This window comes from Nocardiopsis lambiniae, from assembly GCF_031845465.1.
Lineage (GTDB): Bacteria > Actinomycetota > Actinomycetes > Streptosporangiales > Streptosporangiaceae > Nocardiopsis > Nocardiopsis lambiniae.
Window position 1 is genome coordinate 298,654 of sequence record NZ_JAVREP010000003.1, and the last position, 22,304, is coordinate 320,957.

The 22,304-nt window shown below is 72.0% G+C and carries 21 protein-coding genes; 14 read left to right on the forward strand and 7 right to left on the reverse strand.

Features of this window, described 5'->3' with window-relative positions:
• Positions 1-104 precede the first annotated feature (104 nt).
• From RM479_RS07375 to RM479_RS07385, 3 genes are all read left to right on the forward strand, one after another.
• A complete protein-coding gene (locus RM479_RS07375) occupies positions 105-461 on the forward strand; it encodes a metalloregulator ArsR/SmtB family transcription factor (protein ID WP_311510964.1) in 357 nt (118 codons plus the stop codon).
• Between the two features lie 322 nt (positions 462-783).
• Complete coding sequence (locus RM479_RS07380; protein WP_311510965.1) at positions 784-1,596, forward strand: LamG domain-containing protein; 813 nt, start codon at positions 784-786, stop codon at positions 1,594-1,596.
• Positions 1,597-1,720: 124 nt separating this feature from the next.
• On the forward strand, positions 1,721-2,212 hold the full coding sequence (locus tag RM479_RS07385; protein WP_311510966.1) for a hypothetical protein: 492 nt from the start codon (positions 1,721-1,723) through the stop codon (positions 2,210-2,212).
• 731 nt (positions 2,213-2,943) lie between these two features.
• On the opposite strand, the gene RM479_RS07390 is transcribed toward RM479_RS07385, so the two are convergent.
• From RM479_RS07390 to rraA, 6 genes are all read right to left on the reverse strand, one after another.
• On the reverse strand, positions 2,944-3,840 hold the full coding sequence (locus tag RM479_RS07390) for an RNA polymerase sigma-70 factor (RefSeq protein ID WP_311510967.1): 897 nt from the start codon (positions 3,838-3,840) through the stop codon (positions 2,944-2,946).
• Positions 3,841-4,083: 243 nt separating this feature from the next.
• Complete coding sequence (locus tag RM479_RS07395) at positions 4,084-5,277, reverse strand: NAD(P)/FAD-dependent oxidoreductase (protein WP_311510968.1); 1,194 nt, start codon at positions 5,275-5,277, stop codon at positions 4,084-4,086.
• A gap of 216 nt (positions 5,278-5,493) precedes the next feature.
• Positions 5,494-8,739, reverse strand: a complete 3,246-nt coding sequence (locus tag RM479_RS07400) for a CHAT domain-containing protein (RefSeq protein ID WP_311510969.1) — start codon at positions 8,737-8,739, stop codon at positions 5,494-5,496.
• Positions 8,740-8,844: 105 nt separating this feature from the next.
• The gene (locus RM479_RS07405) at positions 8,845-9,951 is read right to left on the reverse strand and encodes a hypothetical protein (protein WP_311510970.1); all 1,107 of its coding nucleotides are present in this window, start codon (positions 9,949-9,951) and stop codon (positions 8,845-8,847) included.
• Between the two features lie 2 nt (positions 9,952-9,953).
• Positions 9,954-10,370, reverse strand: a complete 417-nt coding sequence (locus RM479_RS07410; RefSeq protein WP_311510971.1) for a hypothetical protein — start codon at positions 10,368-10,370, stop codon at positions 9,954-9,956.
• Positions 10,371-10,598: 228 nt separating this feature from the next.
• Entirely contained in the window at positions 10,599-11,081 is a 483-nt protein-coding gene (gene rraA / locus RM479_RS07415) for a ribonuclease E activity regulator RraA (protein ID WP_311510972.1), read from the reverse strand.
• 258 nt (positions 11,082-11,339) lie between these two features.
• Here rraA and RM479_RS07420 point away from each other — a divergent pair, with 258 nt between their 5' ends.
• The 7 genes from RM479_RS07420 to RM479_RS07450 all read left to right on the forward strand — a co-directional run bounded on the left by RM479_RS07420 (position 11,340) and on the right by RM479_RS07450 (position 17,896).
• Entirely contained in the window at positions 11,340-12,005 is a 666-nt protein-coding gene (locus RM479_RS07420; RefSeq protein ID WP_311510973.1) for a phosphatase PAP2 family protein, read from the forward strand.
• A 152-nt stretch (positions 12,006-12,157) separates the two neighbouring features.
• Entirely contained in the window at positions 12,158-13,570 is a 1,413-nt protein-coding gene (locus RM479_RS07425; protein WP_311510974.1) for an AAA family ATPase, read from the forward strand.
• 86 nt (positions 13,571-13,656) lie between these two features.
• Positions 13,657-14,148, forward strand: a complete 492-nt coding sequence (locus tag RM479_RS07430) for an RloB family protein (protein WP_311510975.1) — start codon at positions 13,657-13,659, stop codon at positions 14,146-14,148.
• 224 nt (positions 14,149-14,372) lie between these two features.
• Entirely contained in the window at positions 14,373-15,683 is a 1,311-nt protein-coding gene (gene hemL, locus RM479_RS07435; RefSeq protein ID WP_311510976.1) for a glutamate-1-semialdehyde 2,1-aminomutase, read from the forward strand.
• A gap of 73 nt (positions 15,684-15,756) precedes the next feature.
• Positions 15,757-16,392: a histidine phosphatase family protein gene (locus RM479_RS07440; protein ID WP_274808454.1), complete on the forward strand. Its 636-nt coding sequence runs from the start codon at positions 15,757-15,759 to the stop codon at positions 16,390-16,392.
• 219 nt (positions 16,393-16,611) lie between these two features.
• Complete coding sequence (locus RM479_RS07445) at positions 16,612-16,710, forward strand: 30S ribosomal protein bS22 (protein ID WP_017621272.1); 99 nt, start codon at positions 16,612-16,614, stop codon at positions 16,708-16,710.
• A gap of 220 nt (positions 16,711-16,930) precedes the next feature.
• Positions 16,931-17,896: an NAD-dependent epimerase/dehydratase family protein gene (locus RM479_RS07450; protein WP_311510977.1), complete on the forward strand. Its 966-nt coding sequence runs from the start codon at positions 16,931-16,933 to the stop codon at positions 17,894-17,896.
• Positions 17,897-18,210: 314 nt separating this feature from the next.
• Here RM479_RS07450 and RM479_RS07455 read toward each other — a convergent pair whose 3' ends face one another.
• The gene (locus RM479_RS07455) at positions 18,211-19,002 is read right to left on the reverse strand and encodes an HAD family hydrolase (protein ID WP_274808452.1); all 792 of its coding nucleotides are present in this window, start codon (positions 19,000-19,002) and stop codon (positions 18,211-18,213) included.
• Positions 19,003-19,276: 274 nt separating this feature from the next.
• On the opposite strand from RM479_RS07455, the gene RM479_RS07460 reads away from it, so the two are divergent.
• The 4 genes from RM479_RS07460 to RM479_RS27580 all read left to right on the forward strand — a co-directional run bounded on the left by RM479_RS07460 (position 19,277) and on the right by RM479_RS27580 (position 22,232).
• Positions 19,277-20,395 (forward strand): putative quinol monooxygenase, encoded by a 1,119-nt coding sequence (locus RM479_RS07460; RefSeq protein WP_311510978.1) that lies wholly within the window; start codon positions 19,277-19,279, stop codon positions 20,393-20,395.
• A 344-nt stretch (positions 20,396-20,739) separates the two neighbouring features.
• A complete protein-coding gene (locus tag RM479_RS07465; RefSeq protein WP_311510979.1) occupies positions 20,740-21,438 on the forward strand; it encodes an LmeA family phospholipid-binding protein in 699 nt (232 codons plus the stop codon).
• Positions 21,439-21,605: 167 nt separating this feature from the next.
• Entirely contained in the window at positions 21,606-21,965 is a 360-nt protein-coding gene (locus RM479_RS07470) for a thioredoxin family protein (protein WP_311511022.1), read from the forward strand.
• A gap of 180 nt (positions 21,966-22,145) precedes the next feature.
• On the forward strand, positions 22,146-22,232 hold the full coding sequence (locus RM479_RS27580; protein WP_352983320.1) for a putative leader peptide: 87 nt from the start codon (positions 22,146-22,148) through the stop codon (positions 22,230-22,232).
• Positions 22,233-22,304 lie beyond the last annotated feature (72 nt).

The following is a 22,304-nucleotide window of genomic DNA, read 5'->3' on the forward strand; positions in this document are numbered from 1 at the left end:
AACGCCTTTCGTGGAGAGGATCGCCGGCCGGCGGTGACCCGCTGGTTCGACGTTTGTCGATATATACTCTGGACTCAAACATCGATGTCTGTCAATATAGATACATGTCGAATAATCAGACGCAGGTCCTCCCGGTCGCCGAGGAGCAGACCGACCCTTGCTGCCCACCGCTGGCTTCGGCCCCCCTCTCCGAGGCCGACGCGTTCCAGGGGGCGGCCATGTTCAAGGCACTGTCGGATCCGGTGCGGCTGCGGTTGTTCTCCCGCATCGCCGCACATCCCAGCGGTGAGGCGTGCGTCTGCGACATCTCCGACGTCGGCGTCTCCCAGTCCACGGTCTCCCACCACCTGAAGAAGCTCCGCGATGCCGGACTGCTGACGTCCGAGCGCCGTGGCACCTGGATCTACCACCGAGTGGCGCCGGCCGCGCTGGACAGCATGCGGCGCATGCTCGACGGTTAGCTCCCCGCGCCGGTGGCCGAACATCGGTCGTCGTGCGGATTCCGCCGCCGGTGCGCCGTGCCCGTCCTGTCACCCGGGTAACCTGCGGCACAACGGACACGACTCCACATCACTCACATGACCCGTGGACCGGGCGTGCCCCGTTCACGCGATGACCCTGCGACCGCAACGGCCCTCGACCCGTCCCAACGGTCCTTCATCGCCGTCGGCGGTGTCCCGTTTCCCTCGGATCGAGCCGATCCGGTATCCGCGTGTCCACCACTCAAGGGGAGGCCCCGCTTGCGTTGCCGTGAAGAGCGCCGTCGTCAGACAGGACGAGGTCATGATCGCTGATGCCCGTCTTCCCGAGCCTCCGGACCGGGAGCCCGATTTCCAGGACGATTTCACCGCTCCGCGGCTCAGGGAGGACCGCTGGGTCGACCACTACCTGCCGCACTGGACATCGCCCGAACGGTCTCGGGCGCGCTACGACATCGACGGTTCCGGGCTGCGGCTGCGTATCGACGCCGACCAGCCGGACTGGCGGGAGGAGGACGCCCCGCTTCGCGTGTCCAACCTTCAGACCGGGGTCTTCTCCGGACCGGTGGGCTCTCGGCGGGGAACGCACCGGCACCGTCCGGATGGACTCGTCGTCCGCACGAACACACCGGAGGGTCTGCTGTGGGCGCCCACAGCCGGGCGTGTGGACGTCACCGTGAGCGCGAGCGTGGACGAGGGATGCATGCTCGCGGCGTGGCTCGTGGGGACCGAGCACCTCTCCGAGGACGACAGCGGCGAGGTCTGCGTCTTCGAGATCGACGCCGCCGCCGTCGGGGAGAGGGTGAGTCGTGCGCGATGCGGGGTGAAGGCGCACTCGGACGCGCGGCTGACCACCGACATGACCGAGGTCGCCCTGCCCCTGGACGCGTCGAAGCCGCACACCTGGACGGCCGTGTGGGGGCCGGCGGGCACGATCATCGGCTGTGACGGCGTCATCGTGAAACGGGTCCCCCGGTCTCCCGGCTATCCGCTCTTCCTGATGATCGACCTTTTCGAGATCGGTCCCCGCTCGGGAACCGACGCCGCCTACCCGAAGACCGCTCACATCCACCGTGTGCGCGGGTGGGACGCCGTTTCAGCGCCCGAGGGGACGTAGCCTCGCCGCGGAGGGCCCCTGGACCCACACCGCAGCACGGGTATGGGGCCCGGAAGGGCAGCGGATCGCGCATCTCCCTGATCCCGCGCCACGGCCCGACCCGCTCCCGACCGGAGGATGATCCTTGACCGCTCAGCCGCGCCTGACCGAGACCTTCCGGCTGTTCCTGATCACCGGCAGGATGGGCCCGGTCGAACTCGGCATGACCTATGAGGAGATCGTGGGGCTCTGGGGAGAACCCGAGGGCTTCGCCCATCTCCCCTCGGAACCGATCTACTGCGTCTACGGTCACGTGAATCTGGGGTTCACCGCCGAGCGGCTTCTCCACCTGATCTCTTTCGAACCCTGCCAGGGGATCGGCGTCATCCCCTCCGCCGCAGGAGGACTCACCGAGCTTCCCGTGCCCACTCGGGTCGTCGACCTCGTGGCGATCCTGGGCAGGCTCGGGGAACCCGTCGTGGAACGGGAACCCCATGTCCGAGGACACGTCTGGTACGAGGTCACCACCTCCGGGGTTCTCATCGACAAGGCCGAAGACGACGCCGGGGGCGCGGCGGAGGAGGCCGGTCTGCTGGGTACCGTGATCGCCCAGGACGCCACTCTGCGCTGGAAGTGACCTCGGGCCTCGGTGTCGAGGAGGGAGGGCCGCTGCTCCGCTCCCCGATCGGTGTTCCCGGTTAACGAGGGCACGGTCGACAGGTTGCGGATCGCGCCGTGCAGGGCCCGTGCCGCGCTTCGTCCTGGCCGCGGGAGTCCCCCTCTCCACGGTGTTCGTCTCGGCGGTGTTGGCCCGCCCTCTTCCTTGAGGCCCGGATCGACCGTGCCTTCGACCTGTCGGCCCGCCGACCGTCGCGCGACGTCACCCGGGCGATGAAGGTGATCCCCATCCTCCTCGCCCTGTTCCCGGCGGTGGTCCACACCGTCGTGGTGATGGGCTCGGTGGGCCGGCACGTCCCGACCACCCGGGTGATCAGGACGTCCCTGGGGCTGTTCCTCACCGGGATCGCCCTGGTGATCCCGGCGGTGCGCTCCACCCCCGGTCCGTTCGGTCTCTCGGACGAACCGGTGTGCCTGTGGAACCGTGCCCGGTGGCCGGTCGCGATCGTTCTGATCGCGGTGGGCGCGGTGCGGGTCGCGGTGGCGCTCACGGTCCCGAACGTCGTGGTGGACTCCTCGGTCGCCCTCCTGATCACCCCGGCGATGGTCGGCGGGCTGCTCTTCCCGGCACTGTGGGAACGCCAGTGCGGCCGACCCCCGGCGGGAGGGGAGGGCGAGGGTGCGGACCGTGACGGAACCGGGTCCGGGAGCACCGGTGGTCCCGGGCCGCTCCCCCCGGGGAAGGTGAGGTCAGCGCACGGTGAGCGGGGTCTCCGATCCCAGCCGGGTCAGCTTCTCCGGGTTGCGCACGTAATAGAGACCGGTGATGTGCGCGTCCCGGCAGTGGATCGCCATGACGCCGTCGATCTCGCCGTCCAAGCGCACCAGGAGCGCCGGACCGCCGTTGACCACGGTCGGATGCACGGTCAACCCGCCGCCGACCCTGCCGAGGCCGCCGACGAACATGCGGACCACCTTCTCGGCCCCGGTGACCGGACGCAGCGCGGCGTGCTTGACCCCGCCGCCGTCGGCCACCAGGACGACATCCGGGGCGAGCACCTCCAACAGCGCCCTTGGGTCCCCGGTCTCGACCGCGCGCTGGAACGACGCCAGGGTCTCCCGCGTTCGGCGCGGTGACACCGTTCCACGCGGGCGGCGCGCGTCTACGTGCTTACGGGCGCGGTGCGCGATCTGGCGGACGGTCGCCGTGTTCCTGCCCACGGCGACGGCGATCTCGTCGTAGCCGAATGCGAACACCTCGTGCAGAACGAAGACGGCGCGCTCGGTCGGGGAGAGCGTTTCGAGGATGAGCATGAGCGCCATGGACACGCTCTCGGTGAGTTCGACCTCCTGTGCGGCGTCCGGTGCGGTGAGCAGCGGCTCGGGCAGCCAGGGGCCGACGTAGGACTCCCTGCGGCGTTTCATGCCGCGCAACCGGTTCAGCGCCTGGCGGGTCGTGATCCGTACCAGGTAGGCGCGCTCGTCGCGCACCTCCTCCAGGTCGACCTCGACCCATCGCAGCCAGGTCTCCTGGAGGACGTCCTCGGCGTCGGCGGCCGATCCGAGCATTTCGTAGGCGACGGTGAAGAGCAGGTTGCGGTGGGCCACGAAGACCTCGGTCGCCGGATCGGTGGCGCGGTCGCTCATACTTCCACCCTCCTCCTTCTGGTTCCCAACCGGTGGACCCTGCCGGTTCCCACCCGGTGGACCGTGCCGGGACGGCCTTCCCCCGCATGCCCACGGCGGGCCCCTTCACCGGTGATGGCCCGGTCCGCCGACCCGTCCGGTGGGTCGGGCGGAGGCGGTGTCCATCCGCACGGCCGTGGCCCGCCGGGGGCGATGGCACTCCTCGCCCCGCCATGACACCCTGGCCGACGCACGGCATGGCGCTCAGCGGGCGGATGTCATCCGGCCGCCCCCGGCTTCGAGCGACCGCTGACGCCGAGGACCGCCCGAGACGCGGTGCAGACGGTACGAGCCGGGCTTGTGCGCCTCCTCGCCGAGGTGCTTGATGATGCCCTGGCACACGAATTCCTTGAGCTTCGCGCCCGGACGCCCGGCGATGTGGAACCCCACCGCGACGTCGTACCTGTGGGCGAACTGGAAGATGCCGCCGCCCCGGCCCAGGCTGATGCACTGGCCGGTGAAAGCCTGGTTGAGGGGCGAGGGCCGCTCGCCCCGGATGCGGCTGAGCACCGTGTCGGCGGCCCGCGCTCCCAGGGGTATCGCGGCCTGGCAGCTCATCCGCAGCGGCAGGCCCGAAGGCGCCGCCGAGTCACCGGCCGCCACGACGCGGTCGTCGTCCACACTCGTCAGCGTCTCGTCCGTGAGCAGTCGCCCGGAGGCGTCGGTGCTCAGACCGCTGCGGCGTGCCAGGTCCGGCACGCCGAACCCGGCGGCCCAGACGGTCACCCGGCTCGGCAACCCACGGCCGTCGGCGAGCAGCACGGCGTCGGAGGTCACGGCCGTCACCTTGCTGCCGGGCCCGTCGATCACGGTCACCCCGAGGGCGGTCAGTCGACGGGCGACCGAGCGTCGGCCCCGGGCGTGCAGGTAGGGCCCGAGCACTCCGCCGCACACCAGGGTCACGACGCCGCCGGTCTCGGCCAGCTCGGCGGCGGTCTCGATACCGGTCGGGCCCGCGCCGACGATCGTGACCGGGGCCGAGGCGGGAGCCTCCCGGAGAGCGACCCGCAGGCTCCGCGCGTCCTCCAACGTGGCCAGGGGGTGGGCGAATTCGGCCGCCCCGGGCACCTTCGGGTCGCCGCTGCCGCTGCCGACCGCGTAGATCAGGTGGTCGTAGCGGACCGTGTCGCCGCCCGCCAGTACCACGCCGCGTCCGGCGGCGTCGATGCGCGTGGCGGTGTCGACCACGAGCCGGACCCCTGCGGCCAGGACGTCCCGGTAGTCGGTGACGGCGTCGTCGGAGCCGCCGACGAGCTGGTGCAGCCGGACCCGCTCGACGAAGGTGGACCGCGGGTTGATCAGGGTCACGGTCACGTCGTCGCGCAGCATCAGCCGGTCGGCCGCCATGACGCCGGCGTAACCTCCGCCGATCACGACCACCTCGATGTTCTTCCTCATGATGTCTCCTCGCGTTTCAGGGATTCGCCATCAAGACACCACCGAGTCGGCCACCGTGACACAATGTGATCCAGATCACTATTTGGGCGTCGGTTCGCCCCCGATGTCACCGGAGCCGGTGCCCGAGGACGCGCGCCGCAGAGGGCGAACGCGCCGGGGTCACCGCCGCGACCACGCCGAGCGGAACCCGCGCGCCGGCGGTCCGGGAGCGGGTCCTCAGGCTCCGATGTGCAGATGGGCCGCCCAGAGCATCGGTGCGGCCGTCCGGTCCCACCCGGCCAGTTCCGGCGGCAGGCCCGCACCGTCGCGGACCGCGCGGATCGCGCCGTGCAGGGCCCGTGCCGCGCGGGCGGGATCGGGCCCGCCGCCGTCCTCGCGCAGGCGGGCGTAGAACTCGTCGGCGATGACCACCGACACCTCGTCGTCGATCGCCCACAGCGTGCCCACCACGTGCGGGAACCCCGCCAGTTGGAAGGCCGTGGAGACGTGGATGGACTCGTCCAGCAGGTCGGGGACCTGGACGGCGGCCGTCTCGCACGCCGACAGGTAGGCGAGGCGGGCCCGGTCGAGGCCGACCGTGCCCAACCGGGCGACCGTCAGCGGGGAGGAGGCGTCGTCGGCGAGCACCAGACGGCTGAGCGAGGGGTCCTCGGGGTGGCCCGCGCCGTGGCAGGCGAAGTGCGCCACCGCGCAGTCGGGCAGGGCGCGCAGGACCGCGTCGCTGCTCACCGGGGTCCCGTCCGCCCCGAGCACGACCGCGCCGGGCAGGTGCCCGACCACCTTGGCCGCCTCCTCCTCCACGTGCTGGAGCAGGGGGGCTCCGGCCAGGCCCGGCACCCCGGGCATCGCGACGACCAGCGCGTGACCGCCCTCCCCGAGCGCGGCGGCCTCCTCGCGCTCGCGTGCGTGGCGCAGGGCGCGGACGCTGGGCGCGGTGGAGGAGACCGCGCGGTCCATCACCGTGCGCGGCGGGCCGTCGGCGGTGTCCGTGTGGTGGCCCGCCGCGTGCAGCGGTAGCCGTCCCAGCAGACCCCCCGTCACCCACCAGATCCGGGGCGGGTCCTGTGCGGCCTCGTCGGTGAGACCCAACGCCTCCAGGACGGGGCCGGCGGCCACGTCCCACAGCCACGCCAGGGTGTCCGACAGCACCTCCTGGGCTTCGGTGTCGTCGTCCGACTCCCGGCCGGGTGCCGTCACGGCGCGCGCCCGGTCGACCCGGTCGGCCAGCTCGCGGTGGGTCAGGGCGGGGAGCGGCAGGTGCCGGACCCCGGACTCGGTGAGCAGGAGGGCGTCGCACCGCCGGGGGGCGGCGGTCAGCACCACGACCGGGCCCCGGCCGGCCTCGGCCAGCAGTTCGTCCAGGCCGGGCGGCAGACCGAACCCGGTCAGACCCGTCTCGTCACGGATGCGCTCGATGAGCGAGTCGAGTTCCCGGGTCAGCTCGCGCCGGTCCCGGACCGCGCTCTGGGCCCAGGCCCGCGCGGTCCGCCCCGCGTCGGCCGCCCCGGGCCCGCCGGCCACGGCCGCCAGGGCGGGTTCGGCGGCGAGAGTGCGTGAGGAGGGATCGAAGGCCCCGAACGCGGTCCCGTCCAGCGCGTCGCGCAGCCTGACGAACCGCTCCGCGAGCGCGGGGTGATCGCGCCACAGGTCGGAGAGTTCGCCGCGCACGTCGAGGGCCTGGCCGATCAGGATCCCACGACCGGTCTCCAGCGCCCCCAGCGCGCGCACCGCCCGGTCGGTGGACGTGCCGCCCGGGGCGTTCAGTGCCGCTGCGGCGGCCCGCGCGGCCAGACCGGGGAAGCGCTCCAGCGTGCTCTGCTGGTCGCCGCGACGGAGGCTGCGCGGTGCCGCCCGCACCAGCAGGCGCACGGCGGCGTCCAGGACCTCGGACGCCCGTACGGGATCGGTCGTGGTCTCCGCGACCGCGAGGGCGGCGCTGATGCGCAGGGTCGGGGGCGCCGACTCCGGCTTCCAGGCCCGCTCGAAGGCGACGCGGGCGGCCTCGCGGTCGGCGGGCCGGCCCGTGAGCCGCCACCGGTCGTCCAGGGCGCCGCCCAGTTCGAGCAGGACCCGGGCCCCGTCGGGGGTCTCGTCGAAGCCCTCGGACGTGGCGGCCCGGAACTCCTCCACGGCCTCGTCCAGGTCCTCCGGGTCGCCGCCGTGTGTGAAGCGGGCGTGCAGGGCCTCGGCCAGGAGCGCGCGGTGGGTGGGCAGCATGGCGTGGTCGTCCGGTACCGATGAGACGGTACGGCGCATGGCCAGGACCGCCCGGTCCAGGCCGCCGCCGTCACCGGCGCGATACCGGGCCAGATGGGCGCGCGCCAGGCCGTTGAGGAAGACGGGCAGGTCCGGGTGGTCGCCCGGAGTGGCCATGACCGCCGCGCCGGTCGCCTCCACCGCCTGTTCCAGGTCGTTCCGGTCACCCGTGCCGAAGAACCGCGAGACCAGTGCCGCGCCGAGCGCGTGGGAGGCCGTGGCCCGGTGCGGGTCGTCCTCCGCGAGCGCGGCGGCGCTGGCGCGCAGGGCGCCGACGGAGTCGTTCGCGTCCCCGGTGTCCCCGGTGCACAGGTAGCGCGCGTGCAGGGCGCCGCCGAGCGCGTGCAGGGCCAACGCCCGCTCGGCCCCGTCGTCGGGGCAGGCGCGCACGGCGTCGCGGCCGAACCGGATCGCCCGGTCGAGGTCGGCCTCGGAGCCGGTGCGCTCGAAGCTCGTGCGCAGCGCCACGCAGAGGTTGATCCGGGCCCTGGTCCGGACGGGATCGTCCTCGGGGGCGGCCTCGGCGGCCTGTTCGAGGCGCCCGATGCCCTGGGCCAGGTCCGCCCGATCCCCGGTGCGCCAGGACCGGACGATCCGGATCAGACCCAGGTTCGCCAGGAATCCGGCCAGATCCTCGGAGGGTCGGGTCCTGCGCTCGGCCACGTGCACCGCGGCGGTCGTGACCAGCACGGCGCGGTCCAGGGACGCGAGGTCGTCGGTGCGCCCCGCCCTCATGCTCAGGGCCTTGCCGAGGTTGCTCAGGGCCGCGGCCCTGTCCACGTCCTCCGGTGGGGTGGCGGAGGCGATGCGCTCCCACTGGTCGACCACGGAGTCCAGGATCGAAACGTCCTGGAAGGCCGCCGCCATGTCCAGCATGACGACCGCGCTGGGGAAGACCCGTTCGGCGATCAGGGGCAACAGGTCGCCGGGCAGTGGTTCCCAGCCGTGGATGAAGTGCTGCCTCAGGAGCTTCGCGGCGGCGGTCCGCTCGGCCTCGCGCCCGTCTCCGGACACCGCCTCCGCCCGGGCCCAGCGCGCCCAGCCGAGGACGAAGGCGATCTCCGGGTCGTTCGGTGCGGCCTCGTGCAGCTCGATGAGCCGGTCGATCTCTGCGGCGGCCTCCGGTTCGAGCAGCTCGGCCGGGTCCGCGCCCGACACGCACCGGTTCACACGCTCGAACACGGTTCCCAGCAGTCTCTCCCGCATCCGGTACCCTCCGGCTGGATCCGCGCTGTCGGCGTCAGGATGCCGGCGGGACCGGTACCGGCGAAGGGAGTCGGCGGAGGAAGGCCGGAAGTGGTCACCGGGGTTTCAGTCGCGGGGGCGCGGCGGGACGCCGGCGTGCAGCCGCAGGGTCAGGGCCCGCCCCGCCGCAGGGCTGAGGGGACCCGTGTACTCCACGCCCACCTGTGCGGCCAGGTCCGCCACGTGCAGTCGCACGGCCGCCTCCAGGAGCACGGCGTAGGTCTCCACCGCCGAGCGGACGCGCCACCACGCGACGGCCGCCAGGACGGCGGCGACGATCACGGCCGGGTACCACCAGAGGACCAGCGGGAGGTGGACCAGGCTCCACGCGCCCAGGACGAACGCCCGCGCCAGGTCCTGACGGGCCGCGCGGATCTGCTCGCACACGCCGTCGGGCAGCATCAGCCACAGGTGCGGCCACACCACGGCCAACTCCAGCGCGTGCTCCCGGCGGAACCGAACGGCGACGGCGTGGAGCCGGTCGCCGCACCACGTGGGACGGTCGGGCTCCTCGGGGGCGATCCGCACCAGCCGGTCGTAGGCCTCGTCGAACGACGGCCGCCCGTCCTCGGGGTCGGCGGGCTCGGCGTCCGTGGCGCCGGAGGGCCCCGAGGGCCCGGCGACAGCCGTCCCGGCCGGGGCGGAGTGCGCGGCGTCCGTGTTCCCCGCGGTCGCGGCGGGTTCGGCCTCCGGGGCGTCGGAGGGCTCGGCGACGGTGATCTCGGGGGGCTCGGCGTCCGCATCCGTCTCCCGGTCCCCGCCGCCCTCGGCGAGGGCCGCCCTCAGCCGTTCGTGGGCCCGGGACCAGCGGCGGTGGCGGGCCCGTACCCGCCATCGGGCCAGGAGCCGGGCGGGCCGAGGCCAGGAGCGCCAGTCGGTGGCGAGCCACACCCGCTCCAGGGCCCTTCCCAGCCCGTCGGCCAGCAGACCGACCAGGGTGGCGGTCGCGATGACGGCCGCGAAGACCACCACCTGCCCTCCGACCGTGTCGACACGCGGGTCCTCCGCCCAGGCGGTGATCCGGTGTACGAGATGGGCGGCGTCCCAGGTGTGGTCGCGGCCCAGGACGAGGGCGCCGGCGGCCACCGCGAGGAAGAGGGCACCGGGCAGTGTGAGCAGGGTCAGCCACTTGTCCGTCAGCCGTCTGCCCAGTTCGGTGAGCATGGGACCCACGGCTACCCCCCGAACGCGGGAGCCAGCGGCTCACCGTGGATCCGGCAGGTCGGCACGTCCTCGGCGGGGGTGGGCCTCCACGCGCGGGCACATCGCCCGCGCGGGCACCCGAGCGTGCCGGGGGCGGGCCGGGCGGGGCCGAGCCCGGGGACCCCGACGCCGCCGCCCTCCCCAGGCCCCCGGGTCCTCGTGTACCCGTGCAGACCGCGTGTCGCGCCCAGCGCTCGCAAGGCCTGGTGCAGGACGTCGAGCGCGGCCCGGGGGTCCTCGCCCTCGACCGCGCGGTCCAGGACCCCCTCCAGCAGTGCGGGTCCGTCCGGACGGCGGGAGAGCCGGGATCGGATGGCATCGGCGTTCTCGCACACCGCCGCCAACAGCAGCGCGGTGGAGGGGCGTGCGTCCTCGGGGGGTTCGGCCACGGTGTTCCTTCCCGCTGGACCGTGCGCCGGTCCGGGGTGGGGGCGGTGGAGGAGGGCGGGTGACGCCTCCATCGTAGCCTCGCCGTATTCGGAGTCCCATGCCTTCGCGCCGCTCCCCGGCCGGGAACGGGCGCCGTGGAACATACGAACGGGAACATGAACGGCGAGGGCCCACGTGGGCCCTCGCCGTTCATGTTCTGCACATGAGCGACATATCGGTCGTTCTACTCAGATCTTCTCCGCGTTCACCACGATGCCGTCCTCGTCCGCGTACAGCCACTCGCCGGGGACGAACGTGACGTCGCCGAAGGTCACCGGTACGTCCAGGCGGCCGGCGGCTTCCTTGGCGGACTTGCGCGGGTTGGAGCCCAGTGCCTTGACCCCCAGGTCCAGCCGCCCGAGGGCCACCGTGTCGCGGACCGCGCCGTGGATGACGACCCCGGCCCAGCCGTTGGCCACGGCGGCCTCGGCGATCATGTCGCCCATCAGGGCCGACCGCAGGGAGCCGCCGCCGTCCACGACCAGCACGGCACCGTCGCCGGGGGTGTTGAGGACCTGCTTGACCAGGCCGTTGTCCTCGTGGCACTTGACGGTGCGGACGGGGCCGCCGAACCCGGGCCGGCCTCCGTACCCCCGGAACTGCGTCGAGCAGCTCCGCAGGGTGTCGCCGTGGTCGTCGATGAGGTCCGCCGTGGTGAAGTTCGTGGTCATGCCGGCTCCGGTCTGGTGTGAAGCGGGTGGACCCCACTCAAGTTACCCAGTGGTAGGGCGTCTCTTTCGTCGGGGACGTCCCTCTCTTTCGTCGAGCCGGGGCCCAATGCGGCCCTCCCGTCCCCGATTCGGTGCCAGGATGGACGACGGACGTCATCAATTCGTGGGAGTCACGTCACCTTTCGGTCGACTCCACGTCGCCCGGCCTCTCCCCCTGCCGTTCGCGCGACCCTCCCCGCCGACACCCCCTGGAGAGAGATGATCTCTGAGATCCTCGCCATCAGTGCCGCCTGGTCCCGTGCCGTGATCGAGTTCGCCGGAGGGCTCCACCCCTGGGTGCGTGAGGCCGCCCACCTGGGCACCGACCTGTTCCTGGTGGTGTTCGCGGTCCTCTTCGTCGCCGCCTGGTGGCGCGCCCGCTCCATCGACGCGCGCCTGGTGGGACTGGCGCTGTTCGCCCCGATCGCCACCGTCGTCGCCTACGGCGTCAGCCGCACCGTCAAGTCGTTCTTCGAACAACTGCGGCCCTGCCAGGCCATGACCGACCTGGCCACCATCGCCACCTGTGACCCCCTCGGCGACTGGTCCTTCCCCAGCAACCACTCCGCGATCGCCGGCGCCGCCGCCGCGGCCGTCGTCATCGCCTGGAGGAGCGCCGCCCCGATCGCGGTGGTCTTCGCCGTCCTGGAGGCCTTCTCCCGGGTCCTCGTGGGCGCTCACTACCCGCACGACGTCACCGTCGGACTCCTCCTCGGCGCGGCCGTCGCCACCGCCGTCTCGCTCGCCATGGCCCGCCCGTTGACGGCCCTGGTCGAGAAGGCCGCCGAGCACGAACACCTCAGGCCCCTGGTCCGCTCCGCGTCCGCCGGTGCCCCGCACGGCCCCAACGCCTCCACCGGACCCCGCGCCCACGCGGACGCCTGACAGGCCCTCGCGCCCCGACGCCCCGGCCGCCTCCGGCCGGGGCGTTCGTCATTCCACACGTGCGTGGCCATGGAGCCGTGGCATTCTTGGCGTGTGCGAATTTTCCGCACAGAAGACGGTGAAGCCGCTCGGATGTCAGGGAGAAGGCCGCGATGCTGTTGAGTTTCCGCGTTGAAAACCACAAGTCCATTCGCGAAGAGCAGCAGCTCCTGCTGACTCCCGTCTACGACGACGCCCGTCCGCGGAAAGCCGACTGGGAGGCCGTCACGGTCGCCGGGATCTTCGGCGCCAACGCCTCGGGCAAGTCCAACTTCCTGAACGCGCTCGCGCTGATGCGGGACACGGTCAGATGGTCGATGAGCGGTAACGAACCGGGTGGGGGGATACTCCGGTACCCCTTCGCCTTCGAAGCCGAAGCACGGGAACGGCCGTCCACCTTCGTCGTGGACCTCGTCCTCGACGGCGTGCGGTACACCTACGGGTTCGCCATCGACGACGAGCGCGTGGTCGAGGAGTGGCTGTACTCCTACCCGAAGAAGAGAAAGAGGGTGCTCTTCGAAAGAGAGGTCGGTGACTTCTCGTTCGGCGACCACACCCCCGCGAAACTTCGTCAGGTCGAGGCGATCACCGCCGAGAACACCCTCTTCCTCACGGTCGCGGCCCGCACCTCCAACGAGGAGGTGGAGCCGATCTACCGCTGGTTCTCCGAGGTCCTCGTGTTCGCCTCCGAACACCGCTGCGAACAGCCCGTCCGGTTGCGCGACGGGCGCGTGTCCCGAGGCGCTCTGCGATCCCTGGCGGACCTTCTCGCGTCCGCCGGTACCGGTGTTCTCGGCGTCGAACTGTCCACAGTCCCTCCCGGGCCCGCTTCCAGTCCCTCGCACCCGGTCGAGAACCTCGAAGAAACGCGGACGGGTTCGGACGGCGACCCCGACATCGGATACGCCGAGGTCCAGGTGCCCGTTCAGCACCGGGAAGGCGGATACCACGGAAATCCGAAGGGTCTTCGCTCCGATGCGCTGATCATGCGCAGGGCTCCCGAAATCCTCTTCCGCCATTCCCGGGGGAGCGGGGCCGACCCCCTTCTTCCCTGGGAGGAGGAGTCCTCCGGGACGAGAGCGCTCGTCACGCTCGGCTTCGAGGCACAACGTGTGCTGGAGAACGGTGGTGTGCTCGTCGTGGACGAGATCGACGCCAGCCTGCATCCTCACCTCTCCGCGACGCTCGTCTCCCTCTTCCAGGATGAGGAGCACAACGCCGGGGGCGCCCAGTTGATCTTCACCAGCCATGATGCCGCCCTTCTGGGGAACATCAGAGGTGAGGAGGTCCTCCAACGCGATCACGTCTGGTTCGTGGAAAAGGACGGACAGGCCCGCACGTCCCTCTATCCGCTCAGCGACTTCAAGCCCCGAGGTGACGAGAACCGAGTCCGTCGTTACCTCGTCGGCCGCTACGGCGCCGTGCCCGAGGTGGACGACGAGCTTTTCCGTGAAGCGCTCCGCCGCCGTGCGGAGAAGACCGAGAGCGGAGCGGAACCGGTGCCGACGGAGGAATCCCTCTGGTGAACAAACGTGCCAGGAGAGACGCGAACAGGCGCGAAAGCCATCTCGAACGCCGGGGTCGGTGTCGAGAGGAACGGGAGGTCCACCTCGTGGTCTGCGAGGGAGAAACGGAGAAGGGTTACTTCGACTCCCTTCACCGGAATCCCGAAGTCCGGTTGCACACCGTCCGTACCCGCAAAGCCAAGCACCCCCAGCGCGAGGTCGTGGTCGCGACCGCCGCCCGAGCCTTGGAGAACGCGTACACCAGGGTCTGGGCCGTCTTCGACACCGACGGCGCGGACGTGCGGGACCTCGTCGCCCGGGCCCACAAGGAGGGCGTCGAACCCGTCCCCTCCACCCCCACCTTCGAGACCTGGCTCATCCTCCATCTCGACGACCACCGTGCCCCCCTGCTCTCCGGGGACAAGGCCGAGAAGAGACTCAAGGCCCTCCTGCCCCGCTGGAGCAAGGGCGCGACCGACTTCACCGACTTCGCCCATGGTCTGGACAAGGCCCGCTCCCGAGCCGAGGGACTCCCTTCCGGGTGCGACCCCTGCACCTCCGTGCACCTCCTCGTCGGCGCCCTGCTCCGCACCGGCTGACCCGCCCGCCCCGGGTCCGGGACGTCGGTCCGGCTCCGCCGGACCGGAGGAACCCGCTTTTCCCGCCTCCGGCCGGGGCGTCGGAGTGTTCGCCGAACGACCGCCCCGGCCGAACGCGCCGTGACGTGCGGATACGTCCCCGAGGGCGGGGGCGGGCCGACGGGGCGTTCGGGTGCGGGGCGGGTCACGGTCCCTGTACGGGACACAGCTGACACACTGGTGAGGTGGGTACTCAACAGACTTCAGCAGAGCTCTTCGAGCGGGCCACCGCCGTCGTTCCCGGGGGGGTCAACTCCCCGGTGCGCGCCTTCGGCGCCGTCGGCGGCACCCCGCCCTTCTTCGTCAAGGGCGAGGGCCCCTACCTCATCGACGCCGAGGGCCGCCGCTACGTCGACCTCATCTGCTCGTGGGGGCCGCTCATCCTCGGCCACGCGAACCCCGAGGTCGTGGCCGCCCTCCACGGCGCCGTCGACGCCGGCACCTCCTACGGCGCACCGACCCCCGGCGAGGTCGAACTCGCCGAGCTGATCGTCGAACGCGCCCCCGTCGAGAAGGTCCGCCTGGTCAACTCCGGCACCGAGGCGACGATGTCCGCGATCCGCCTGGCCCGCGGCTTCACCGGGCGCGCCAAGATCGTCAAGTTCGCCGGCAACTACCACGGCCACGTCGACGCCCTCCTGGCCGCCGCCGGGTCCGGGCTGGCGACGTTCGCCCTCCCCGACTCCCCGGGCGTGACCGGCGCCGGCGCCGCCGACACCCTGGTCCTGCCCTACAACGACGTCGAGGCCGTCGAGCGGGCCTTCGCCGAGCACGGCGAGGACATCGCCTGCGTCATCGCCGAGGCCTGCCCCGCCAACATGGGCGTCGTTCCGCCCAAGGCCGGGTTCAACGCCCGCCTCAAGGAGATCGCGCACGCCCACGGCGCGCTGCTCGTCCTGGACGAGGTCCTCACCGGTTTCCGCGTGAGCGCCTCCGGCTGGTACGGCCTGGAGGGGGTCGCCCCCGACCTCATGACCTTCGGCAAGGTCATGGGCGGCGGCCTGCCCGCCGCCGCGTTCGGCGGTCGCGCCGAGATCATGGACCGACTGGCGCCCAACGGCCCCGTCTACCAGGCCGGCACCCTGTCCGGGAACCCGCTGGCGACCGCCGCCGGCCTGGCCACCCTCCGCGGCGCCACCCCCGAGGTGTACGCGCACATCGACCGGGTGTCCGCGCAGGTCGAGGTCGAGGTGTCCAAGGCGCTGAGCGCCGCCGGGGTGCCCCACCGCGTCCAGGGCGGCGGCAACCTGTTCACGGTGTTCTTCACCGACACCGAGGTCGTCGACTTCGACTCCGCCCGCACCACCGACACCAAGGCCTACGCGGCCTTCTTCCACGCCATGCTCGACCAGGGCGTCTACCTGCCGCCCGCCGCCTTCGAGGCGTGGTTCTTCTCCGCGGCCCACGACGAGACGGCCGTCGAGCGAGTGATCGAGGCCCTTCCGGCCGCCGCCCGGGCCGCCGCCGAGGCGCCGGGCCGGACCGACCAGGGCTGAACCGAAACGTCCGGCGTCGCCCCGCACACCGGCCCGCCGGCACCATCCGATCCCCGAAGGAAAGACGCACACGATGACGACGACCACCGTCGTGCACCTGCTCAGGCACGGCGAGGTGTACAACCCGGACAAGGTGCTCTACGGCAGGCTCCCGGACTTCCACCTCAGCGAACGCGGGCAGCAGATGGCCGAGATGACCGCCGACTGGTTCGAGGGCCACGACATCGCGGCACTGTTCTCCTCGCCGCTGGACCGCACCCAGGAGACCGCCGTCCCGCTTCAGAAGATGCTGGACCTGCCGGTCACCCTGGACGACCGCCTCATCGAGGCGGCCAACAAGTTCGAGGGTCTCTCCCTGTCCCGGAGCTCGGTGCGCGACCCGCGCATCGTCAGCCGTATGTACAACCCCTTCCTGCCTTCCTGGGGTGAGCCCTACAAGCAGATCGTCGAGCGCATGGTCTCGATGATCAAGGTCGCCCGCCGGGCCGCCTGGGGGCGTGAGGCGGTGTGCGTCAGCCACCAACTGCCCATCTGGATGGCCCGCCGGGCCGCCGAGGGAAGACGCCTGTGGCACCGCCCCGACCTGCGCGAATGCAACCTCGCGAGTGTCACCTCGCTGACGTTCGTCGAGCAGCGCCTGGCCAGCGTCAGCTACGCGGAGCCGGCCGCCTCGCTCTACCAGGAAGGTCCCTCCGTCCCGGGGGCCTGACCCGGAGCGCGCACCCGGAGCGGTAAGCTGGGGCTTCGGGTGCGTTGGGTGCACGTCCTCTGGGCGCACACCCATCGGCGAGAGTCTTCGGACGGTCCCGGACCCCGGGGTGCGCGTACCGCGCAGGACCCGGTGGCCCTCGCACCCGAGCCCCTTGCCGGTTCCGCCACGGCGGTGCGGCATGCTCTGTATCCATCGTCAGCGAGAGGGTGATCCCTGATGGGTTCCGTCATCAAGAAGCGTCGCAAGCGCATGGCGAAGAAGAAGCACCGCAAGCTTCTCAAGCGCACGCGTATCGCGCGTCGCAACAAGAAGTAGTACCTGTCGCGGCGGTCGTCGTCTCTCCGCGGGCGTGGGCGTGCTTCGGCGTGCCCCGGACGCGGAGAAAATTCCCCTCCTCGGCGATGCCTCGACCAACGTGACGGAATTTTCCGGTCGCGACATCGTTGTGTCTCACGGGTCGCGGACACCGATTCACCCCCGTGGTGAACGGTCCGCGCACCGTCACTCACCGTCTCCTCCCAAGGAACGTGTCGCCATGGCTCGTGTCGTACTCGTCACCGGGGTCTCCAGCCCCCTGGCCGCCAGAGTCGCTCAGGCTCTGGGCGCGGAGCCCGGCGTGCGCCGGGTGATCGGCGTCGATTCCGCGCCGCCCGCCGCCACGACGGGGTTCGAATACGCCCATGTCGACCTGCACGACGAGAGCCTGGCCCGGATCGTCACCGGTTCCGGCGCCGACCTGGTCCTGCACCTGGGACTGGACACCGCGCACAGTGCCCACCGGGAGGAGAACGTCCTGGGCACCATGCGGGTGCTCGCCGCGGCCCAGCGTTCCAGCACGGTCCGCCGGCTGGTGGTGCGCTCCAGCGCCACCCTGGACGCCGACGACGCGGCCGAGGTCGAACGGCACACCCGCGGCCTGCAACGCCGCCGCCCCGACATGGAGGTGGCGCTCCTGAGGTTCGCCAACCTCATCGGTCCCGGCGTGGACACCCCCCTCACCCGGTACCTCGACTCCCGGGTCGTGCCGACCGTGCTGGGCAGCGATCCACAGGTGCGCTTCCTGCACGAGGACGACGGCGTCGAGGCCCTGGTGCGGATGGCGCTCAACGACGGCACCGGGTTCTTCGACGTGGCCGGCAAGGACTCCGTCCCGCTCTCCCACTGCCTGCGCCGCATCGGCGGTCGCCGGCTCCCGGTCCCGGCCTCCGGACTGCGCGTCCTGCGCGGGGTCGCCCGACGCGGACGCATCGACTACGCCACCGCCAGCGTCACCCGGGCCGTACGGGCCGGGCTGGCCGCCTCCCTGGACACCCGGGAACTGGAGCGGGTCCTGGAGTGGACCCCCTCGCACAGTTCGGCGGCGGCCTTCGACTCCTACGCCGACGCCCGTGCTCCGCGCGGTACCTCCGGGAACCGCCACGGCGGCCCGCGGCGCTCGCGCGGCGCCGGTCTGCGGCCGGTCCACGTGCTGGCCCTGGCCAAGGCCACCCTGGGCCGCTGACGGCCTCTTCCGGGCCCCGCCCCCTGGCCCGCCCCTCCCCGTGGGAGGTGCACCGCCGTGCCCCGACCCCTCCCCGTTGAGGGTTCACGCGCGTAGGCGCCGGCCCGGTCGTCCTGAGGATCGGGCCCTGCCCGCTCGGCGCGTCCGCGCCCGGTCGTGCTCCGGGCCGTTCAGCGCGTCCGTCCGTGTACGCGCGGGCCCGGTGGTGCTCTCCGGCTCCGGTCGGGTCCGCCCGGGTGTGCCCGCGGCGGCCCGTGAAGGGCGCGGGGAACCGATCCCGCCCGCGCCCCCGTGCCCCGTGCTCCCGTGTCCGCTCAGCCCGATCTGCGTTGTACGGCCGCGCGGATCGCCATCGCGCCCACCGCCGCGCCCACCGCCGCCGCGGGGACCGCGACCTTCAGCGCCCTGCGGTGCGTACGGAAGTCGTGCACGGGCCACCCGTGCGTGCGCGCGTACCGGCGCAGGTCCCCGTCGGGGTTGACCGCGTTGGGTCGTCCCACCAGTGACAGCAGCGGCAGGTCGTTGGAGGAGTCGCTGTAGGCCGCGCAGCCCGCCAGGTCCCATCCCTCCTTGGCGGCCAGCTCCCGCACCGCCACGGCCTTGGCCGGGCCGTGCAGCAGGTCTCCGTTGAGCCGTCCGGTGTACACCCCGTCGATGCTCTCCGCCTCCGTGCCCAGCGCGCCGGTCAGCCCGAGCCTGCGGCGGATGATCTGCGCCAGTTCCACCGGTGTGGCGGTGACCAGCCAGACCGACTGTCCCGCGTCCAGGTGGCGCTGGACCAGGGCCCGGGTGCCCTCCCAGATGCGGTCGGCCATGGTCTCGTCGTAGATCTCCTCGCACAGGCCGACCAGGTCCTGCACGTCGTGCCCGGCGACGAACGCCAGCGCGGCCTCGCGCGCCGCGTTGATGTGCTCGGGCTGCTCGCTCCCGGTCACCCGGAACACGGTCTGGCCCCACGCGAAGCGCAGCAGGTCACGGGTCGTGAACAGATCGCGGGCGGCCAGGCCGCGGGCGAAGTGGTAGATCGACGCTCCCCGCATCAGGGTGTTGTCCACATCGAAGAAGGCGGCCCCCGCCGGCGTCGGGGACACGACGTCGTGTGACACGTTTCTCTCCTGGCTCGGGTGGGGGAGGCGTTCAGCGTCGTCCGCGACGACGTGCTCCCCGCGTAATTGCGAGCCTACGACCACCGGCGGGTCCCGTGGAGCCCCTGGGAGAGGCCGTGAATTCACGTGATGAAGCTCACAGTAGGGAAAGCGGGTTTGCCCGTCATTCTGCGGGATCTTCCCTGAAAAGGTCCCCACGTACCGGTACGGAGTGCACACCCACCCGTTCACGTGCATCATCATTGTCGGGATGGTGACGGTAGGACTGGCATTCATGAGCGCGTTGGTGGGCTGGAGCGCCACCGCCGCGCTCGCCGCGTACGCCCAACGTCGCCCCGGTGTGGCCATCATCGGATGGCTCGTCGCGGGCCTGACGATGACCGTGGGTCTGAGCGCGGCCGTGATCGGCGCGATGTTCGGCTTCGGCGGCCCGACCTTCCGCCTGCTCCACATCGGCATCAGCCTCCTGGGACCGCTCTACATGGCCTGGGGCGCCCTGGAGTACGGCGTCCGCTCCGCGCAGGGGCGGTTCGCCTCGCGCCTGTTCCTCAGCGCCTTCACCATCGTCCCCCTCGTCATCCTCAGCGCCGACCGGCTCAGCGGCCGGTTCGGGAGGACCCTCCCCGCCCTGGGCGACCACTACGACCTCATTCCGCGCACGCTCGTCAACGTCACGCAGGTCGTCGTGGCGGTCTTCCTCGTCACGGCCCTCGTCGCGGTCGCCCGTCGCTCCTCCGCCGACCGCAACCTCCGCCTGGGGGTCCTCGGCCTGATCGCGCTCGCCGTGATCCTGTCCGTCGTGGTCGGCCGCTTCGGCCTGGGCGCCGGAGGCCCGCTGCTCATGCTCGGCGCCGTCGCCGCGCTCTGGGGCGCCGCGGCCCTGGACGCGCGCCCGCGCCGCCACGACGACTACGAGGACGACGACTACTACGACGATTACGACGACGACGCGGACCCCGAAGACGAACTCCTGGAGGAGCCCGTGCGCCGTAAGCGTCGCAACGCCGACCCGTACGACGACTACTACGACGGCCCGCCCGTGCGTCAGGCGCCGTCCGCCAAACTGCGCGGCGTCATCACGATCTACACCCTCGCCGACGGCCAGGGCACCGGTTTCGACCGCGTCGCCGAGGCGGTCGTCGCCCAGGTCGCCGACCGTGAGCCCGACACCCTCCTGTTCGCCTGCCACACGGTGCCCAGCGCGCCGCTCCAGCGCATCGTCTACGCGATCTACCGCGACGACCTGGCCAAGGAGGAGCACGAGCAGCAGCCGCACGTGATCGAGTTCGCCCGCCGCTCCGCCTCCCACGTCGTGGCCACCAACGTGATCGAACTCTCCCTCGCGGGAGCCGCCGCCAGCGACGGCCTGGCCGCGCTGCTCATGCCCCGCTAGGACGTGTTCGGCGGGTGCCGGGGTGCCCCGCCGCAGGGTGGGTGCCCGCGGAACATGCCCTAGGGTGTGCCGGGGCGCCGCGCGGCGCCGTGCGCGTGCGCGGAGTCCCGTATCCGGTGGATCCGCGCCCCGCGAACCCCGTCGACCCCGTGAAGTCCGGCGAAACGGCCACGTGTCGGAGAACCGTCGGACGCGCCGGGGCGTCCAAGTCCGGTGAAGTACCCTTCCCTACAGGTTCCTCCTGACCGGTGTCCCCCGGGCGCCGGTGGCGTGTGACGATGACCGGCCGGACTCATCCGGCCGAGAGGCGCGCCGGAGCGAAAGAAAGTGTGCTGGGATTCCAGATGCGTAAGTTTCTCGTCGTCCTCCTCATCCTCCTCGCGGTCCTCGTCATAAGCGCCGACGTGGGAGGACGCGCACTCGCGCAGAACATGATCGCCGGCCAGGTGGCCCAACAGTTCCAGATGGAGCAGGACCCCGCGGTCTCCATCGAGGGCTGGGCCTTCCTGCCCCAGGCGCTCGGCGGCACCTACGAGGAGATCGTCATCTCCGCTCCCTCGGCGACCTTCGGGGAGTACCCCGTGGAGCAGATCGAGGTCCGCGCCAAGGACGTCGACGCGCCCCTGGCGGAGCTGCTCGACCAGCCCCAGGTCACGGCCGGTCGGATCGACGGCTCGGCGGTCCTGCCCTACGCGATCCTCAACCCCTTCCTGCCCGAGGGCATCACGGTCTCCACCGAGGGCGGCAAGCCCTACGCCAGCGGTGAACTGGCCATGGTGAACCTGGGCATCAGCGTTCCGGTCTCCGCGGCCCTGGACATCTCGGTCCAGGACGGGGTCGTCTCGGCCACGCCCACCGACATCCAGGTCGAGGGTGCCCCCATCGACCTCACCGGGGTCGTCTCGGACATGATCACGGTCTCCTTCCCGATGCCGCAGATGCCGTTCGGGATGACCGTCACCGACGCCGAGGCCGTCTCCGGCGGACTGCGGGTCACCGGTGTCGCCGAGGACGTGCCCCTCATGGGGTCCGGGGCCGCCTGATGGACCCCGTCGGTCTGACCGCCCTCGCCGTCACGCTGCTCGCGGCCACCGCCGTGGGTCTGCTGTGGCGGCGGGGGCGGGGCCGTTTCCGCACGCAGGGGCGGACCGCCCCCGCGAACGAGTCCGCGTTCCACGGCACGGTGGCCGTGGGGGAGGAGCCGGGGCCCATGGGCGAACCGACCGATCGCACCGACAGCGGCGATCAGGCCGACGACGCGACGGCGCTGACCGCCGAGGACATCGGTGCCGCCCTGGGGGAGCGGGCCACGCTCGTGCAGTTCTCCAGCGCCTTCTGCCAGCCGTGCAGGGCCACCCGTCGGATCCTGACGGAGGTCGTGGACATGGTCGAGGGCGTCGCGCACGCGGAGATCGACGCCGAGTCCCGCCTGGACCTGGTGCGTCGGCTGAACGTCATGCGCACCCCCACGGTCCTGGTCCTGGACGCGCGGGGGCGTGTGACGCGCCGGGCGAGCGGCCAACCGCGCAAGGCCGATGTGATCGCCGCCATCGGTCTCGCGGTCTCCTGACCCGGCGGATCGGAACCTCAGACCACCCTTTCCGACCGGATCACCAGGGAATACGGCGAACCCGCCTCCCCATCCGGTCCCCGAACGGCGGGCCGCACGCCCGTTCACCGGCCCGGATGGGCCCTTCTGTGATCCAGGCCACCCGTGACAACGGGTTGAGAGGCCTGTAGCGTCAAGGACGTGACTTCCTTGACGAGCGCGTATCTGACGAAGCGACGGGCGGTGGACTTCTGCCGCGTCGCCGCCGCGCTCTGTCTGTGTCCCTAGGGCGTGCGGGCCCCTGAGCCCCCGCCTCCTCGCGCGACCGACCCTTCTCCTCGTGTACGCCAGGGACAACTC

What these genes read in the sequence shown, in the direction of transcription:
- RM479_RS07380 (WP_311510965.1), top strand. Translation starts at nt 784, where the DNA reads ATGATCGCTGATGCCCGTCTTCCCGAGCCTCCGGACCGGGAGCCCGAT.
- RM479_RS07400 (WP_311510969.1), bottom strand. Translation starts at nt 8,739, where the DNA reads ATGCGGGAGAGACTGCTGGGAACCGTGTTCGAGCGTGTGAACCGGTGC.
- RM479_RS07395 (WP_311510968.1), bottom strand. Translation starts at nt 5,277, where the DNA reads ATGAGGAAGAACATCGAGGTGGTCGTGATCGGCGGAGGTTACGCCGGC.
- RM479_RS07440 (WP_274808454.1), top strand. Translation starts at nt 15,757, where the DNA reads ATGACGACGACCACCGTCGTGCACCTGCTCAGGCACGGCGAGGTGTAC.
- RM479_RS07470 (WP_311511022.1), top strand. Translation starts at nt 21,606, where the DNA reads ATGGGCGAACCGACCGATCGCACCGACAGCGGCGATCAGGCCGACGAC.
- rraA (WP_311510972.1), bottom strand. Translation starts at nt 11,081, where the DNA reads ATGACCACGAACTTCACCACGGCGGACCTCATCGACGACCACGGCGAC.
- RM479_RS07420 (WP_311510973.1), top strand. Translation starts at nt 11,340, where the DNA reads ATGATCTCTGAGATCCTCGCCATCAGTGCCGCCTGGTCCCGTGCCGTG.
- RM479_RS07445 (WP_017621272.1), top strand. Translation starts at nt 16,612, where the DNA reads ATGGGTTCCGTCATCAAGAAGCGTCGCAAGCGCATGGCGAAGAAGAAG.
- RM479_RS07375 (WP_311510964.1), top strand. Translation starts at nt 105, where the DNA reads ATGTCGAATAATCAGACGCAGGTCCTCCCGGTCGCCGAGGAGCAGACC.
- RM479_RS07460 (WP_311510978.1), top strand. Translation starts at nt 19,277, where the DNA reads ATGAGCGCGTTGGTGGGCTGGAGCGCCACCGCCGCGCTCGCCGCGTAC.
- RM479_RS07425 (WP_311510974.1), top strand. Translation starts at nt 12,158, where the DNA reads ATGCTGTTGAGTTTCCGCGTTGAAAACCACAAGTCCATTCGCGAAGAG.
- RM479_RS07450 (WP_311510977.1), top strand. Translation starts at nt 16,931, where the DNA reads ATGGCTCGTGTCGTACTCGTCACCGGGGTCTCCAGCCCCCTGGCCGCC.
- RM479_RS07465 (WP_311510979.1), top strand. Translation starts at nt 20,740, where the DNA reads ATGCGTAAGTTTCTCGTCGTCCTCCTCATCCTCCTCGCGGTCCTCGTC.
- RM479_RS07390 (WP_311510967.1), bottom strand. Translation starts at nt 3,840, where the DNA reads ATGAGCGACCGCGCCACCGATCCGGCGACCGAGGTCTTCGTGGCCCAC.